20 protein-coding genes are annotated in these 15888 nt (G+C 42.2%); 16 read left to right on the plus strand and 4 right to left on the minus strand.

Annotation, left to right across the window (positions count from 1 at the left end; all coding sequences use genetic code 11):
* Nucleotides 1-37 precede the first annotated feature (37 nt).
* From R8P61_07610 to R8P61_07645, 8 genes are all read left to right on the plus strand, one after another.
* Nucleotides 38-1078, plus strand: a complete 1041-nt coding sequence (locus R8P61_07610; protein MDW3646911.1) for a proline iminopeptidase-family hydrolase — start codon at nt 38-40, stop codon at nt 1076-1078.
* Between the two features lie 89 nt (nt 1079-1167).
* Nucleotides 1168-2382 (plus strand): saccharopine dehydrogenase NADP-binding domain-containing protein, encoded by a 1215-nt coding sequence (locus R8P61_07615; GenBank protein ID MDW3646912.1) that lies wholly within the window; start codon nt 1168-1170, stop codon nt 2380-2382.
* Nucleotides 2383-2543: 161 nt separating this feature from the next.
* Entirely contained in the window at nt 2544-2981 is a 438-nt protein-coding gene (locus tag R8P61_07620) for a hypothetical protein (protein MDW3646913.1), read from the plus strand.
* 66 nt (nt 2982-3047) lie between these two features.
* Complete coding sequence (locus R8P61_07625; protein MDW3646914.1) at nt 3048-3536, plus strand: hypothetical protein; 489 nt, start codon at nt 3048-3050, stop codon at nt 3534-3536.
* 10 nt (nt 3537-3546) lie between these two features.
* Nucleotides 3547-4473 carry a sugar phosphate isomerase/epimerase gene (locus tag R8P61_07630; GenBank protein MDW3646915.1) on the plus strand — a complete coding sequence of 309 codons (927 nt, stop codon included), beginning with the start codon at nt 3547-3549 and terminating at the stop codon, nt 4471-4473.
* Nucleotides 4474-4479: 6 nt separating this feature from the next.
* Nucleotides 4480-4896: a GNAT family N-acetyltransferase gene (locus R8P61_07635; GenBank protein ID MDW3646916.1), complete on the plus strand. Its 417-nt coding sequence runs from the start codon at nt 4480-4482 to the stop codon at nt 4894-4896.
* Nucleotides 4893-5828, plus strand: coding sequence for a hypothetical protein (locus tag R8P61_07640; protein MDW3646917.1), 936 nt, complete (start codon nt 4893-4895; stop codon nt 5826-5828). The genes R8P61_07635 and R8P61_07640 overlap by 4 nt, the downstream gene beginning before the upstream one ends.
* Nucleotides 5829-6395 carry a nucleotidyltransferase family protein gene (locus R8P61_07645; GenBank protein ID MDW3646918.1) on the plus strand — a complete coding sequence of 189 codons (567 nt, stop codon included), beginning with the start codon at nt 5829-5831 and terminating at the stop codon, nt 6393-6395. It abuts the gene before it with no gap.
* Here the strand turns inward: R8P61_07645 and R8P61_07650 are convergent.
* Entirely contained in the window at nt 6392-7537 is a 1146-nt protein-coding gene (locus R8P61_07650) for a DUF2652 domain-containing protein (protein ID MDW3646919.1), read from the minus strand. The genes R8P61_07645 and R8P61_07650 overlap by 4 nt on opposite strands.
* 145 nt (nt 7538-7682) lie before the next feature.
* The gene (locus tag R8P61_07655) at nt 7683-8384 is read right to left on the minus strand and encodes a hypothetical protein (protein ID MDW3646920.1); all 702 of its coding nucleotides are present in this window, start codon (nt 8382-8384) and stop codon (nt 7683-7685) included.
* A 137-nt stretch (nt 8385-8521) separates the two neighbouring features.
* Here R8P61_07655 and R8P61_07660 point away from each other — a divergent pair, with 137 nt between their 5' ends.
* Both R8P61_07660 and R8P61_07665 read left to right on the plus strand, forming a co-directional pair.
* Entirely contained in the window at nt 8522-10036 is a 1515-nt protein-coding gene (locus R8P61_07660; GenBank protein MDW3646921.1) for a serine hydrolase domain-containing protein, read from the plus strand.
* Nucleotides 10037-10253: 217 nt separating this feature from the next.
* Nucleotides 10254-11087, plus strand: coding sequence for an endonuclease/exonuclease/phosphatase family protein (locus R8P61_07665; GenBank protein ID MDW3646922.1), 834 nt, complete (start codon nt 10254-10256; stop codon nt 11085-11087).
* Between the two features lie 45 nt (nt 11088-11132).
* On the opposite strand, the gene R8P61_07670 is transcribed toward R8P61_07665, so the two are convergent.
* Together R8P61_07670 and R8P61_07675 are read right to left on the minus strand one after the other, a co-directional pair.
* A complete protein-coding gene (locus tag R8P61_07670; GenBank protein MDW3646923.1) occupies nt 11133-11348 on the minus strand; it encodes a helix-turn-helix transcriptional regulator in 216 nt (71 codons plus the stop codon).
* A 2-nt stretch (nt 11349-11350) separates the two neighbouring features.
* Nucleotides 11351-11986 carry a DUF2975 domain-containing protein gene (locus R8P61_07675; protein ID MDW3646924.1) on the minus strand — a complete coding sequence of 212 codons (636 nt, stop codon included), beginning with the start codon at nt 11984-11986 and terminating at the stop codon, nt 11351-11353.
* 188 nt (nt 11987-12174) lie between these two features.
* On the opposite strand from R8P61_07675, the gene R8P61_07680 reads away from it, so the two are divergent.
* The 6 genes from R8P61_07680 (at nt 12175) to R8P61_07705 (ending at nt 15887) form a co-directional block, all read left to right on the plus strand.
* Complete coding sequence (locus R8P61_07680; protein MDW3646925.1) at nt 12175-12702, plus strand: GNAT family N-acetyltransferase; 528 nt, start codon at nt 12175-12177, stop codon at nt 12700-12702.
* A gap of 72 nt (nt 12703-12774) precedes the next feature.
* Entirely contained in the window at nt 12775-12963 is a 189-nt protein-coding gene (locus R8P61_07685; protein MDW3646926.1) for a hypothetical protein, read from the plus strand.
* A 42-nt stretch (nt 12964-13005) separates the two neighbouring features.
* Nucleotides 13006-13461: a peptide-methionine (R)-S-oxide reductase MsrB gene (gene msrB, locus R8P61_07690; protein ID MDW3646927.1), complete on the plus strand. Its 456-nt coding sequence runs from the start codon at nt 13006-13008 to the stop codon at nt 13459-13461.
* 130 nt (nt 13462-13591) lie between these two features.
* On the plus strand, nt 13592-14497 hold the full coding sequence (gene mmuM, locus R8P61_07695) for a homocysteine S-methyltransferase (GenBank protein ID MDW3646928.1): 906 nt from the start codon (nt 13592-13594) through the stop codon (nt 14495-14497).
* A 47-nt stretch (nt 14498-14544) separates the two neighbouring features.
* On the plus strand, nt 14545-15051 hold the full coding sequence (locus tag R8P61_07700) for an O-acetyl-ADP-ribose deacetylase (GenBank protein ID MDW3646929.1): 507 nt from the start codon (nt 14545-14547) through the stop codon (nt 15049-15051).
* Nucleotides 15048-15887, plus strand: a complete 840-nt coding sequence (locus R8P61_07705; protein MDW3646930.1) for an alpha/beta fold hydrolase — start codon at nt 15048-15050, stop codon at nt 15885-15887. The genes R8P61_07700 and R8P61_07705 overlap by 4 nt, the downstream gene beginning before the upstream one ends.
* Nucleotide 15888: the final 1 nt, after the last annotated feature.

A 15888-nucleotide genomic window follows, 5' to 3' on the forward strand; every position in this document is an offset into this window, starting at 1 on the left:
TTCTCAGCTTCTCGTGAATAAACCCTAATGAAAGACTATGAGATCTACTACGGCTATTCTTACAGCATTCCTGCTGTTTCTTTTATCCTGTACAGAGCAAAAACAAAAGGCCTCGACTGTTGATTCCTATCTGGATTATACCGGCATGGAGGATCAGTTTACCGGAGGGATAAAAATGATTCCCATTCAAACTCCCGTTGGGGAGTTCAAGGTTTGGACCAAAAGGGTGGGTAATAATCCAAAAATGAAAGTGCTCCTTCTTCATGGTGGACCTGGAGCTACGCATGAGCTATGGACCTGTGTAGATGGCTATTTCCCAAATGAAGGAATTGAATATTACTATTACGATCAATTGGGCTCTTTCTATAGTGATCAACCAACGGATAGCAGTTTGTGGGAAATCGATCGTTTTGTAGAGGAAGTAGAGCAGGTTCGGAAAGCCCTGGGAATGAATAAAGATAACTTCTACATCATGGGGCAATCCTGGGGAGGTATCCTGGCTATGGAATATGCCTTCAAATACCAGGAAAACCTCAAAGGTCTGATTATTTCCAATATGGTGGCCAGTATCCCGGAGTACAATGCTTATGCGAAAGAAGTATTAGGCCCTCAGATGGACCCAAAAGTTTTTGCTGAAATATTGGAGATAGAAGAAAAAGAAGACTTCGCAAACCCTCGATATGCAGAACTTCTTTTCGAACATCACTACACCGAGCATGTATTGCGAATGCCGCTGGATGAATGGCCTGAAGCCATCAATCGAACTTTCGATCATTTAAATCCCGTTGTGTATATCTATATGCAGGGTTACAGCGAATTTGGAATTACAGGAAATGCTACTCTCAAAGACTGGGATAGAAAAGCAGATCTACCTCAAATTAGCGTGCCTACTTTAACCATCGGTGGAGCCTTTGATACTATGGACCCCAAACAAATGGAATGGATGGCTGGCGCTGTGAAAAATGGTCGTTATCTCCATTGCCCGAATGGCAGCCATCTATCCCAATATGATGATCAGAAAACCTATATGGAGGGTGTGATCAAATTTATCAAGGATGTGGATCGTGGGAAGATGTAGGTTCAAGTTAGCATATCAAGCCTAAGTACATTTCTAAACTTGATCCTTGAACTTTTGATAGAAAATATTAACAATTACTACTAGAACCAATGCAAGCAAAAGAATTTGAAGTTGTCATATTAGGAGCCTCTGGTTTCACCGGAAAACTGGTAGCCGAATACCTTCTCCAGAAATACGGCCTGGGAAAAGAACTGAAATGGGCCATAGCTGGAAGGAATGAAGAAAAACTCAAAGACATACGAAAGGAGCTGGGGAATGAAGAAATCCCAATCATTGTTGCAGATAGCCTGAATAAAGAGGCGGTTTATAGCCTCACAGCACGAACAAAGGTCTTGTGTACAACTGTAGGTCCCTATGCAAAGTTTGGAGACCTGGCAGTAGAAGCATGCATTGCCAGTGGAACTCATTATTGCGACCTAAGCGGGGAAGTTCAATGGATACGGAAAATGATTGACACCCATTATGAGGCTGCAAAAGCTGCAAAAGTGAAGATCACCAATTGTTGCGGCTTTGATTCTGTACCCTCGGATATGGGCGTATATTTTTTGCAGCAGGAAGCCAAAAAGAAATTTGGTGCCTATTGTAGCCAGATAAAAATGGGATTGAAAGCTGTGTCTGGAGGGATGAGCGGAGGAACCTATGCAAGCCTGAGCAATGTAATGGAGGAAGCTCAAAAAGATCCCAGCATCGGCAAGGTCCTGGTCAATCCCTATGGATTGAATCCTCAGGGAGAAATGAGTGGACCTGATCGGAAGGATCTAAGAGCAGTGAAATATGATGAAGATTTCAAAAGCTGGAAAAGCCCCTTTATCATGGCAGCTATCAATACCAAAATAGTCCGAAGGAGCCATGCACTTGCTGATTATCCTTACGGAAAAGATTTCCGTTATGATGAGTTTACCTTAACGGGTGATGGATTTGGAGGCAGAATGAAAGGCTTTGGCTCTGTGATTCCATTAGTTATCATGGGAGCTGCTAAACCCGGATCTTTCCTCAAAAAAATCGTAGATAATCGTCTCCCCAAACCTGGAGAGGGACCCAATAAAGAGCAGAGAGAAAATGGCTTCTTCAATTTTCGCATCATGGGGAAAACAGAAGATGGCCAGACCATAGTAGGAAAAGTAACAGGAGATCGTGATCCTGGCTATGGCTCTACCTCCAAAATGCTGGGAGAAGCTGCTGTTTGTCTGGCGAAAGATCAATTGCCTGAATCTTATGGAGTCATTACTCCTTCTATATCTATGGGAGATGCCTTTTTGAAACGCCTGACTGAGAATTCGGGATTGGGATTTCAAGTCTTATAAGACTTGAGTGTTCTGGTATTCTGGTATTCTCGGGTTCTTGAACATAGAATACTTTTGCCAAAAAAGTTAACAAAATCCTTAGGTTGTTAACTTTTTTGGTAAAAAACTATTATATTTAGTATTGATTACTATCATACAGAATACATACTAAGTAAAATATCATGACTGACACCACCACTACGAAAATCCCCATCTGGTTTTGGGTCGTTTCAGCCCTTGCTTTGCTCTGGAATTCTTTTGGAGCTATGGCCTATCTCGGTCAGGTGAGAGCGACTCCCGAAGTTCTTGCCAGCCTCCCGGAAGCCGAACGCTTACTCATCGAAAATAGACCCAGCTGGGTTACTGCGGCCTTTGCCATTGCCGTATGGACTGGCGTATTAGGATCTCTTTTCCTTTTGGTAAAGAAGGCATGGGCTACTCCCGTTTTTATGGTCTCCTTGGGAGCAGCTTTGCTACAAACTTTTTACAATTTCTTCCTCACGGATGCTATTGAATCAACGGGAGCTGGAGGGATTGGATTTGCCTTGACGATTATTTTGATTGGTTTTGGCCTGGTTTGGTTTTCCCGGAAATCCCAGACAGAAGGCTGGATATCCTGATTTGATGATTTGACATATACATACAATCACCCGGGTCGATTCGGCCTGGGTTTTTTATTCCCTGTTATGAAAAATATTAGCTACTATGCGCTTTTCGTTTTGCTGCTTTTTGCTTGTAAACAGGAGCGGAACGAATCCTTCGATGATGATGCCAGACTGAAGATAAAAGCCGAGGTGAAAGAAATGCTGCATGAATATCACAAAGCTATCTCTCAAGGCGGACTGAAAGCAGAATTTGCTTATCTGGATTCCAGCGATCAGTTCTTTTGGGTGCCCCCGGGATATCAGTCAGCCCTGGATTTTGATTCCGTAAAGAATATCCTTTTGCGAAATGACCTGGCTATGGAACAGGTCGATTTTCATTGGGAAGAACTGGAACTCTTTGTCTTATCCCCGAAAATTGTAAACTTCACAGGGATAGTCGGAGGTCAAATGTTGGATACAGCTGGTAATAATTCCCCTGTAAACATCATTGAATCCGGTACCTGTATCCAACGAGAAGATGGCTGGAAGCTACTTTGCGGTCAATCGGCTCTTTTATCAAATCCCTTTTAAGGATCTATTTATGGCTAAGCTCAATCGAAGAAAATTTATCCAGCAAGGAACAGCAGCTTCTGCTTCCCTTTTTCTGGCAGGAAGTACAATTGCCTGTTCAACAGAAAAATCCTCCACTCAAAAAGAAGAAAAAGAAATGATGGTTGAAGTTGCACCCATTGCGATTCAATTATGGACGATAAGAGAATTGATTGAAAAAGATGCAAAAGGAAGCATTATGAAACTGGGAGAAATCGGCTACCAGGCAGTTGAAACGGCCTTCTTCCCGGATCATATCTCTATTGCGCAGGGAGCAGACATGATAAAGGCAGCAGGTCTTAAGGTTTGCTCTGTGCATGTTGAAAAGCCGGAAGGAGATGAGAGGAAACGAATATTGGAAATGGCAGAAGCCTATGATTGTCAGTACATGATCTGGCATGGCTGGCCAGAAGAACCCAAATACAAATCTTTGGAGGGAATCCGGGAATTGGCAGATCAATTCAATGAAGGCAATGCCTTTTGTAAAGAAAATGGCTTGAAATTCGGCTTACACAATCACTGGTGGGAATTTGAACCAATGGAAGATGGAAGTCTGCCCTTTGTAAAGTTGAGAGAGTTGCTGGATGAGGATATATTCTTTGAGATTGACACCTATTGGGCGAAAGTGGCAGGGCAGAATCCAGCAAATATCGTTGGAGAGTTTGGGGAAAGAGCAGCCTTTCTCCATATCAAAGATGGGCCTGGCGTTTGGAATGAAGCCATGGATAAAGACGAACCAGATCCTATGGTTGCAGTAGGGCAGGGGGCTCAAAATTTCCCCGAAATCGTAAAGGCCGCCAAAGGAAATACAAAGTGGATGATCGTGGAATTAGACAATTGCGCTACGGACATGATGACTGCAGTTGAAGAGAGTTATGCCTATCTCACCCAAAATAATCTGGCAAAAGGAAATGTATAAGTTGGATTGAATAAATTGGAAATTCGTAAGATCGATGCAGAAGATTGCTGGCCGATAAGGCAAAAAGTCATGTGGCCGGATCGAAGCCTTGAATATGTGAAACTCGAACATGATGAGAAAGGCTTACACTTTGGCCTCTTTGAACAAGAAAGACTTATTTCAATTATTTCTTTATTCATTGATGGAGATAGCGCACAATTTCGAAAATTTGCCACCCTGGAAGAGGAGCAAGGCAAAGGATACGGAAGCAAACTGCTGGTTTTTCTCCTGGAAGAAGTCGAGAAATATCCTGTAAACAACATTTTCTGCAATGCACGTATTGAGCGAAGCGCTTATTACGAAAAATTTGGTTTGAAAAAGACAAAGGATATGTTTGAGCGAGGCGGGCGAAAGTACGTAATCATGGAAAAAGAACTCAGATGAAAAGCTTGCACATCCTGAATGGAGATTCGACCCTCAGGCTCTTTGAAAAAAGTGGCTTGCAAGGGGAGGCGATCGTGTGGCGGGAGATCATGTGTGAAGGACCAACGCTAACCAATGTTCATAACCCGGATTTCTGGGAATTGAGGAAGTCCTTTCTTCAAAACTATTCTCCTAAAGCACATGAGAAATACTATCCTAAGCTCTATGAGGAATTCTATCATCTCAAAGTTGAAAATTGGGAGGAAATCACTCTTTGGTTTGAGTACGATCTTTTTTGCCAGCTCAATATGTTGGCTGTCTTGACTTTATTGGCTGGCAAAGAGGTGGGGAGCTACCCCAAACTTTCTCTGATCTGTGTAGGGAAGGAGGGTGAAGAAAAAAAAATGAAAGGCCTGGGAGAATTCCCGGCTGAAGAGTACCCCGATCTTTTCAAGAAAAGACGTACACTTTCATCCCATGATCTGGAGTTTGCCCGGGAAGTCTGGAAGCTGTATAGTTCGGGTAAACAACAAGCTATCATTAGCTTTCTGGCAATCCATTCGAATCCTGCTTTTCCCTATATACTTCCCGCTATGAAGGCACACTTGCAACGTTATCCTCAAAAGATACATGGGCTAAATGAAATCGAAGCCTTTGTTCTCGAAAGTCTGAATCAGGAAGCCCAAAGTATGCATCAATTGGTGGGGAGATTATTGAGGAGAGAGAACTATTACGGCTTTGGAGATTTACAATATGTTGAGATGGTAGAAGAACTTTCTCCTCTTTACACTCAATTCGGGGGAAAACTGGAACTGAATGAAAAAGGCCAATCGATTGCCCAGGCCCAGGAAAGTTTTATGCCTTTTAGGAAAAGAAATCCTCAGTATGGACAAAATCAACTCTCTGATTATTACTGGGAAGCTGATGAGATACTTGAAAATGACGGGGAATAGATGTTGGTAGAAAACCTAAAGTCTATAATCAAATCAGATCAATGGATGATGGATCGCCTGGAAGCCCTGCTTTACTTTCAGATAGAGGATGCATGGATAGGAGCTGGATTCATTCGCAATCGAATATGGGATCATTTCCATGCATTCCCTCCAAATGATCAACTCAATGACATAGATGTCATTTATTTTGATGCGAGCATTTTAGCACCAGAAAAGGAGGCTGAAATGGAAGCTTATCTGCGATCAAAATATCCCCATGATAATTGGTCCGTAAAAAACCAGGCACGTATGCACCTCAAGCATGGACATCAAGCTTACAGTAGTTGTGAAGAAGCTTTAAGTCATTGGGTGGAGACACCGACTTGTGTGGCGGCAAAGCTTTGGCCTGATAAGAATAGCTTAGAAATCCTGGCTCCTCATGGGGTGCATGATTTGATGGAGTTAAAGGTCAGACCAAATCCCACTTATGGACCCAATAAAGCAGCAGTATACAACCAAAGAATCAGGCAAAAAAAATGGGCCACTATGTGGCCCAAATTAGATATTCAGTTTATGTCATCTGCTTAGCCGACGGCCAGCATTGTATCTGCATTTTCTTCTCCTTTAGATCCCTTCAATTTTAGCGCTGGATTTTCCTTTGCCACCTCTTTGAGGTTGATGAGCAGTTCTTTCATACTCTTTTTGAGTTTACTTCTGATAAAAGGAGATATTAGCCTGCCCAGGATGTTTTTGGGTTTGAGATGGGCCTCAAAACGGACATTGGTTTTGCCCTCTTCTGATTCTTCGAGGATAAAATAATTGGTCGCATCCTTCATAAAAGGAACTTCGACGGTTTTTTCTCCATATACCCATTTCCCTTCCCCAAAATCACTTTTCACTGTTTCAAATTCGATAAATTGTCCATTGAGTATGCAAGAGTGCTTGCTACCTACCCGGTTCATTTTACCTTCATCATACTCCAGTTTGTCGAGGTCTTTACTATAGGTCAAGCGATAATCAAAATTGCTGATAAGTTCGAAAATCTCCTGACGAGGGCTATCGATATCTGTTTCCAGTACCAGGGGATTATCTGTCTGGTCTTCCAGCAGGATTTCCGGAGGATCGGCGATATAGCCTTTCAAAGGTTTAAGACTCAAATAGGAGAAGTCAACCTTGCCGGCATCCTTATACGTATAGCTATCAATAATAGGGGGAAGTTCTTCATCAATGGCATCTCCTTTATCCAATCCCCAGGCTTTGTATACCTCTTCAGAGATTAGGGCATAATCATCGATGGGAACATTGTTCTTCATCAGACGATGGGCCAGGATGATGTCTTTGCCAAAGGGTTTTTGACTGTCTTTGACAGAGATGAAATTGAATTCTCCGCCATGAACGATAAATTTCAGGGTCAGGTTCATCGCATTGCTGCAAGAACCACAGTTACAAATCCTTCTCTTCTCGTAGAGTCTGAGATGATTGTGGAAGAGGATAAACATTTTTCGGATTTGCTTGATTAAAGCATCCGGTCCGGGTAAATCCTGATGTTTGTAGTAAAAGAGGGCATCTCCCTCAATTTCGGCCAGGGTCATATCAATTTCGTTCGCATCGATCAATATTTCCAGCAGTTCAGCAATAATATGCTGACTATGCTCAAGTTCCGTTTGATTTACGAAATCGGTAAAACCACTAATGTCAGGTAAAAATATAAGCGATTTAGATGAAGGCATTTAAATGATTTAACAATAAATAAATGGTGCCTATAGATTGTCCGCCTAAATATGTGTGTACATCTATATACGGAATTTCTTTTGCCTAGTTTGATCTTTGGACTTTTATTAAGCAATAATCAAAAAGGAATTCCCATAAACAAGTCTAGGTGTCCTTTTCCGGGACATAATTGGGTTGCTCGAGATTCAGAACTGCTCCTTTATAAATATTCCAGGAACTCATAGCCATCAAGACATGGCCGATATCGATATGATTGAACCATTTGCTGACGGCCCATTGATTGATAAAGATGAGGGCTCCTAAAGCGGACCAGAGAACAGCATAAAGAAACTGCAAACTTCCTTTGTGCCCTGTCCGGAAATAGACATACATCTGAAAACTAGCCATCACCACTAGCAGACCATAAGCTGAGTGTCCGACTACAAAGTAAAAATTGAGGGTCCAGACAGAAATAATCATGAAGAGGATCAGTTCGAAGATATTCAGCCAGGTGAAAAAATCGCCTAAGCCTTTTCGGATTAAAGGTTTGGCATAAAGGATACAAGCACGTTCACCAAAAGCAATGGCAAACATACTCATGAACCAGCCGGGAATTTTCCACTCTATACTTAAGGCATATACAAAGCTATGGCCGATCAAGCCTCCCCAGAAAGTAGCCAGACCCATAAGCAGGAAAAAGGCCCGATAGAAAAAGTGGATACGGTTCCTGATTTCCATGCGCATCAGCTCCCAATAGGCATAAAAGCAAACGGCACTCACCAGCACGTCTGTAATCATCGTAACCGGTTCGTCGATGCGTATATTGAAAATCTCTATGCTGGGATTTTTATGAATGCCAGGATTCATGGGGAAAAGAATTAATGCGTGTTTTAGTGTTATAGTTTGGTAGTGGAAGAATTTAAAAAAACTACAACCCCCTAACACTAAAACACTTCCTCAAATTTACACAGTCTTCGTATCTTTCTCCTAAATACATTCATGCTATGAAACGATTACTGCTAGTCTCCACATTTCTGCTGATTTGCTTCTTTACATTTTCTCAGGATCATTCCCTCAAAATAAAAGAACTGGATGCCTATATAGAGACCAGTCGTCAGGATTGGAAAATCCCGGGCATTGCAGTAGCTGTGGTAAAAGATGGAGAACTTTTACTGGCGAAAGGCTATGGGGAGCGTGAAATAGGCTCTGGGAAGGCAGTAAATGCCCAAACCATCTATAATATCGGTTCGACTACCAAAGCCATTACAGCGGTCGCTATGGCGATATTGGTGGAAGATGCCAAGCTGAAATGGGATGATAAAGTGATTGATCATATGCCGGAATTTCAGCTGTATGATCCATATACCACCCGAGATATGAGGGTTCGTGATCTTTTTTCTCACAATCTTGGACTCCCCAATGCAGATTACCTCTGGGCTAATACCTATATGCGGCCAGCAGAAATCCTCTATCGGATGAGGTATCTGGAACCTGCCTATTCCTTAAGAGCTGGTTATACCTATCAAAATATCATGTATCTGGCTGCAGGAGAATTGGTCGCAAAAGTCAGTGGGCAAAGCTGGGCTGATTTTATTACGGAGCACATTTTTAAGCCTCTGGGAATGAATAATACCTATGCAACCAAAGCCAGAAGTCAGCAAGAAGAAAATCGGTCCATCGCTCACCATTATAAATTCAGGACAAGTGAAATCATTCCCATTCAGGATTTTAATGCCGATTCGATAGCAGCAGCAGGAGCCATTTGGTCTAGCATAGAGGATATGGCTAAATGGGTACAATGCATGTTGAATAAAGGGGAATATGATGGGGGCAAAATATTACGAGAACATAGCTGGGCCGAATTATTCAAGCCACATGCGCTCATTCCCCGAAATCAATTTTATCCTACCACCCGACTAACGCAACCTAAATGGACCTCTTATGCGCTGGGCTGGTTTCAGCATGACTATCAGGGAAGAGCGATTGATTTTCATACAGGAAGTTTGCCGGGTACTATGGCGATGATTGGACTTATGCATAAAGAAGGCATCGGTTACTATTTTCTGGGAAATCTGGATCATGCCGAGTTGCGCCATGCCCTGATGTACAAAGTATTTGATACCTTTTTAGAGGAGGATGCGGATGGTAGAGATTGGAGTCAGGCGATGATAGAACTTTATGATCCAGTTTCAAGGAAAAAGCTTTCTCCAGGAGAAAGTGAGGAAAAAGAATTTAGTCCGAAATATAAACCCGCCAGATATACGGGCCTTTTTGGTTCAGATTTATGGGGAAAAGTTCGAGCAACTTTGAAAGAAGGGGAGCTGTATTTTCAATTCGATGAGAAGCCTTTACAAAAGATGGAATCCCTGGGAGGCCATGTCTTTAATCTTCTCTCAGAAGAAGCATGGAGGGGGCCACAACGGATGCATTATCAGGTGGATGTCTTTGGGGAGATCATTTCTCTGAAAATAGGACCCTATGAATTTAAAAAAGGCAAGGCGATAGATTTTAGGAAGTAAAACCTATCCATCTGGATGTCTTCTTCTTCGAACAGATTCTCTAGTTTGAGGGGAGGCTTGAATTGAAGCATTTCTGGAAAGTTGCTGGTGAAGGCAGTAAGAAATTTCTGGAATGCAAGCTGATTTGGATATACTCAAGGAATTTGAAAATATTATTACGATTTTCTTACTGAAATTAATAGGAGATTGATAAACGAGCTATATAAACCTACTGAAGATGTCTAAACTAATCTTTCTCGTAATTCTAGTTCTCATGGGACTCCAATCTCATGCACAAGAGCTAGGGTTCATGACCTATAACCTCCGCTATGACAATCCCAATGATGGAGAGAATCGCTGGGACCTGCGCAAAGAATTTCTTCGAGATCAGCTGAAATTCTTTGAACCTGATGTCATGGGTATACAAGAAGGCCTCAAGCATCAATTGGACTATCTGAATATAGAATTGGATGCTTATACCTATATAGGTGTGGGGAGAGATGATGGAAAAGAAAAAGGAGAGTACACCGCTATTTTTTATAAAGAAGATGAGCTAGGGCTTATCAAAGAATCTACTTTCTGGTTATCAGAAAATCCGGAGGAGATATCTGTAGGATGGGATGCGGCTTTGGAAAGAATTTGTACCTATGCCTTATTTGAGGAAAAGGCAAGTGGGAAGAAATTCTATGTATTCAATACGCATTTCGATCACAGGGGAGAAAAGGCCCGCAGAAAAAGTGCCCAATTGATCCTGAAGCAAATCAAAGCCCTGAACGTAGAAAATTTTCCCGTTGTTTTGATGGGAGATTTGAATCTGACTCCAGATACAAAAGCGATCAAAAGCATAGCGAACAAGCTTGACGATAGCCGGCATGCTGCCAGGATTGCCTTTGGTCCCGATGCAACTTTTACAGGCTTTGATTTCTCCAAAGCCCCCCAGAGAAGAATAGATTATATCTTCACTTCTCCTGCTAATATGGAGGTGAAGAAATATGCCGTATTGACTGATTCAAGGGATCAGAAATATCCCTCGGATCACTTTCCGGTCTATATAAAAGTCCAACTGAAATAAGGAGTGACGCTGCTTGCTATAGGAAGGATATCCTAAGAGGACATCTCAGCTTACCTTCTCATGCTCAAAGTCCAGAATATCTCCCGGTTTGCAATCCAGGGCTTCACAAATGGCATTGAGGGTAGAAAAACGAATGGCTCTCACATGCCCTTTTTTGAGCAGGGATAAGTTCTTCATGGAAATATTCACTTTCTCAGAAAGCTCAGTAAGGCTCATTTTGCGCTTTGCCAGTTCTACGTCCAGACGTACAATGATTGCCATGTTTATACCGTTTGCGATTCGAGTTCCTGTAATTCTTTTCCTTTATTGAAAACCTCAGCCAGAGCGAGAAATATTAACCCCATAAATACAGCACTGTATTTGATTTCCCATAGAGAGGGATAGGCTATTGTTGTTCCATTTATTAACTCAAATTTGTCATGAAAATAGACACAAGAGAATAGTATGATCAGGTATTCATAAAAACCCAGACTAACGGCCAGGAACCCTATTTTTCTAATACGAGCTGGGTTTTTAGACGAAAAAGACTCCCCATCTTTAAAACTTTTGAAGATTTTACCGAGAAAAAATAGGATAAAAAAATAGAAACTCAAATATATGCCGGCATGTATATACCCCAGACTTTGAGACCAGCTTCTCTCCTTTACCAGGATCTCCAGATTTGCTTTTTTGACTTCTATGTACTGAACCTGAAAGTTTTCATCCAGGCTATGGGGTTTATAGTAAGAAGAAGGATTCTCAAGCTGTACCGGAACCTCAAAAAAAGCAGTAAAATTCTCAGGTAATTGTCCTGTGAAAGCAAGGAGAGCAATGAATAAGACATAGGGAATGACTAGGCCAAAGAACCCCATGCCTAAATTGGAGCTGTAATAAAGAAAGTTTGGCAGAGACTTTTTCATAAGGGTCTCGATAATAGCGTAAATTATTTTACGATAAAAGTAAAATATATTACGATAATTTCAAAACCTCTCTTTGTATTAGCACCTTCTCTCGGCTAATCACTTGCACGAAAGAGCCGAAATGAGCAAATTAGGAATTGCTGATTTATCTGGCTTATCAAGCGCCAGATACAGAGGATATCTATACTATGATCACTTACAGAACCGCCACCAAAGAGGATGCTCGTCGTATAGCTCAATTGCATGCATTGAGCTGGCAGCAGAATTATAAGGGGATTTTGAATGATCAGTATTTGGATCAGGAGGTCCGCAATGATCGAATGAAAGTTTGGGATAAACGCCTGAACGAACCTCGGGAAAATCAGCATATCATTCTGGCTTTTGATGAAAATATTCTCTGCGGATTTGCCTGTGCCTATGCAGACAAAGATCCTAAATGGGGAGCCTTATTGGATAATCTTCACATCTTTGGCGATTGGAAAGGAAAGGGGATAGGTGCTGAGCTCATGAGACAATCAGCTGCATGGGTGCATCAAAGAAATCCTGATTCCAATTACTACCTTTGGGTGCTGGAGAAAAATGAGGGCGCTACCCGCTTTTATAAGCGTTTGGGAGGCGAAATCGTAGAGACAACCCTCGATGATATGCCAGGAGGAGGTCAGGCAAGTATACACCGCATTGTCTGGACAGATCTGCAGCCTTTACTCAAGAAATAGTAGGGGCAAAGTATCAGCTATCCGACAACAATTTCCTGACCCTTGTATTATATTATAGGAAAAGAAGTTGAGATGAGAAAGATAAGTGTAGAAACCTATAATCATGCTCCTGATCAATATGAATTGAGGAAGGGAAGTAGTGAAGGTGCTCCTTTATGTCCCTATGGGAATTCCTACCAATGGATCGGATTTGATAAGAATAAGGGCGAATATGTCCGCTTTACAAAGAGACTTTTTAAACGATTGGTAAATGCTCAATAAGTAGCTTTGCCCAAAAGATGTACACTAAATCAATTGATAAATATGCTTAAATGGACCGATGTAATTCGTTTTGCTAAAAAAGGCAATCCCACTCCAGACAGAACCGTGAGAAAGAGCGAGGAGGAATGGAAAGCACAATTGACCCCTGATCAGTATACCATTACTCGATTGAAGGGAACAGAACGTGCGTTCAGTTCGGAGATGTGTGGCCTTTTTGAACCTGGTATTTATGCCTGTGTTTGTTGTGAAACGGAACTCTTCGATTCGGCAGAGAAATTTGAATCGGGTACGGGATGGCCCTCGTTTACCCAACCGCTAAAAGAGAATGCCGTTGCCTATCACGCAGATTTTACCCACGGCATGTACCGAATCGAAACCACCTGCAATACCTGTGAAGCTCATTTAGGACATGTCTTTCCTGACGGTCCCGGAGAAGGAGGATTGCGCTATTGTATGAATGCCGTCGCTTTGCAGAAAGTAGAGAAGGTGGAAGGATAATAAAGAGGTGTTATAGTGTTGTAGTGTTTTAGTTGGAGAGGTTAAGTTAGGCACTACAACACTACAACACTACAACACTACAACACTACAACACTACAACACTACAACACTACAACACATCTCCAATATTTTGCAAATATCCCTCCCATCCCCCCTCCTCCTCGACGCGGGTCTCGCCAGCCTGCTAGAAAGCAAAGGCCACAATCTGGATCATCCGCTCTGGTCTGCTTTTCTTCTGAAAGAAAATCCACAGGCCATTTTTGAAGCCCATTTGGAACATCTGCATGCAGGGGCTCAGATAATTACAACCGCTTCTTATCAGGCTTCTCTCCCCGGATTTAAAGAAATAGGAATAGACAGACGGGAAGCCAATAAGCTTTTACAGCTCTCTGTTCAATTGGCTGTAGAGGCCCGGGATACCTTTCTCCAGAAACAGAATACAGACATTTGGATAGCAGCAAGCTTGGGACCCTATGGAGCTTATTTGGCAGATGGTTCCGAGTATAGAGGAAATTATGGAATTAGTCGAAAAGACTTAACAAGCTTCCATCGAGAAAGAGTAGAAGCTATGATGGAGACAGAAGCGGATATATTTGCTTGTGAAACCCTGCCTTCCCTGGAGGAGGCATTAGTTCTAGCCGAACTTATGCAGGAGTACAGGAAGGCGGCCTGGATATCTTTTTCTTGTCAGGATGGGGAAAGGACAAATGAAGGGCAAAAACTCCTGACATGTGCAGAGGCATTGGAGAGTTTCGAGGAAATATTTGCTATAGGAGTAAATTGTAGCCCACCCCAATATGTTCTCTCTCTCATACAGGAACTCAAAAAATCCCAAACAAAAAAGCAGATCATCGTATATCCTAATTCGGGAGAACTCTACCATCCGGAAGATAAGACCTGGTCAGGAAAAAGTAATCTCAAGACTTGTGCTTCCTGGGCCAGTACCTGGATAGAGGCAGGTGCCGACATAATAGGCGGCTGTTGTAGAATGCTCCCGGCCCATCTCAATGAAATGAAAATAGCGCTCAAGGAATGAGGCCATGGGACTCTTTTCCTATTTTTATTTTATTAATTAGCACAAACATGAAAATTGAATGTATCAAAGCTGATATTACCACCATTGTGGTTGATGCCATTGTGAACGCGGCAAATACCTCGCTTATCGGAGGCGGTGGAGTGGATGGAGCTATTCATAGAAAGGGGGGAAAAGCGATTCTGGATGATTGCATCAAAATTCGTCAAAGACAAGGCGGCTGTAAGCCAGGAGAAGCTGTAATTACTACAGCAGGAAATCTTCCGGCTCAATTTGTCATTCATACGGTAGGTCCAGTGTGGCAGGGGGGAAAAAAGGCAGAATCTGACAAGCTTGGTAATTGTTACATCAATTCCTTGCAACTTGCGGAAGAACATGCTTTGAAGAGCCTGGCTTTTCCCAACATAAGTACAGGCATCTATCGCTATCCTAAAGAGGCCGCTGCAAAAGTAGCGATCGAATCGGTGTCCAATTATCAAACAGAATCCCTTGAAAAGGTGATTTTTGTCTGTTTTGATCAAGAAAATTTCGATATATACCATAACTTATTAAAATGAAACTCTTGCCTTCCGGAATTGAGTCCAAATTTGTCCAGGTAAAAGACCTGAATCTCCACTATCTGGAAGCAGGCGAAGGAGAAGTCCTTCTACTGTTACATGGATGGCCAACCTCTTCCTGGTTGTATCGGGATCTTATGCCGAAACTGTCGGAGAATAATCGAGTTATTGCCCTGGATCTTCCCGGTTTTGGTTTGTCAGATAAAAGGATAGAAGATTCCTTTAGTTTCAATTACTATCTCAGGCATATTGATGGATTTCTTGAAGCGCTCTCTATTGACAAAATCAGCCTTACGGTTCATGATTTAGGCGGACCAATCGGGATGCTTTGGGCAGTTAGAAATCAGGAGCGACTGCAAAAGTTGGTCCTGCTCAATACCCTGGTATTTCCGGAAATGTCCTGGATGGTCAAGCTATTTGGCTTGGCAACGGTCATGCCTTTGGTCAATACCTGGCTAGCAGGACCTGCAGGGATTCGATTTTCAATGCGCTTTGGGGTGCAGCAGAAAGAAAAATTAACGCCTGAAGTTCTGAAGCCTTATCAGGAACCATTTGTAGATCGGAAGGATCGAAAAGTTTTATTGAAAGCGATTCAGCGGATGAGCCCAAAAGGATTCAAAGAGATTGCTCAAAAACTTCCCGAACTCAAACATCCAGTCCGATTGATCTATGGAGAAAATGATCGTATTCTGCCAGATGTAGCTCAAACTATGGCTCGGGTGAAAGAAATTCTCCCTCAATCGGAAATGAGTTCTATCCCAAATTGTGGACACTTTCTACAAGAAGAAGTGGCTGAAGAGATTGCCGATGAGATGCTGAAATTTATGAAAGCCTAAG

The organism is Bacteroidia bacterium (assembly GCA_033391075.1).
Classification (GTDB): Bacteria; Bacteroidota; Bacteroidia; order J057; family J057; genus JAWPMV01.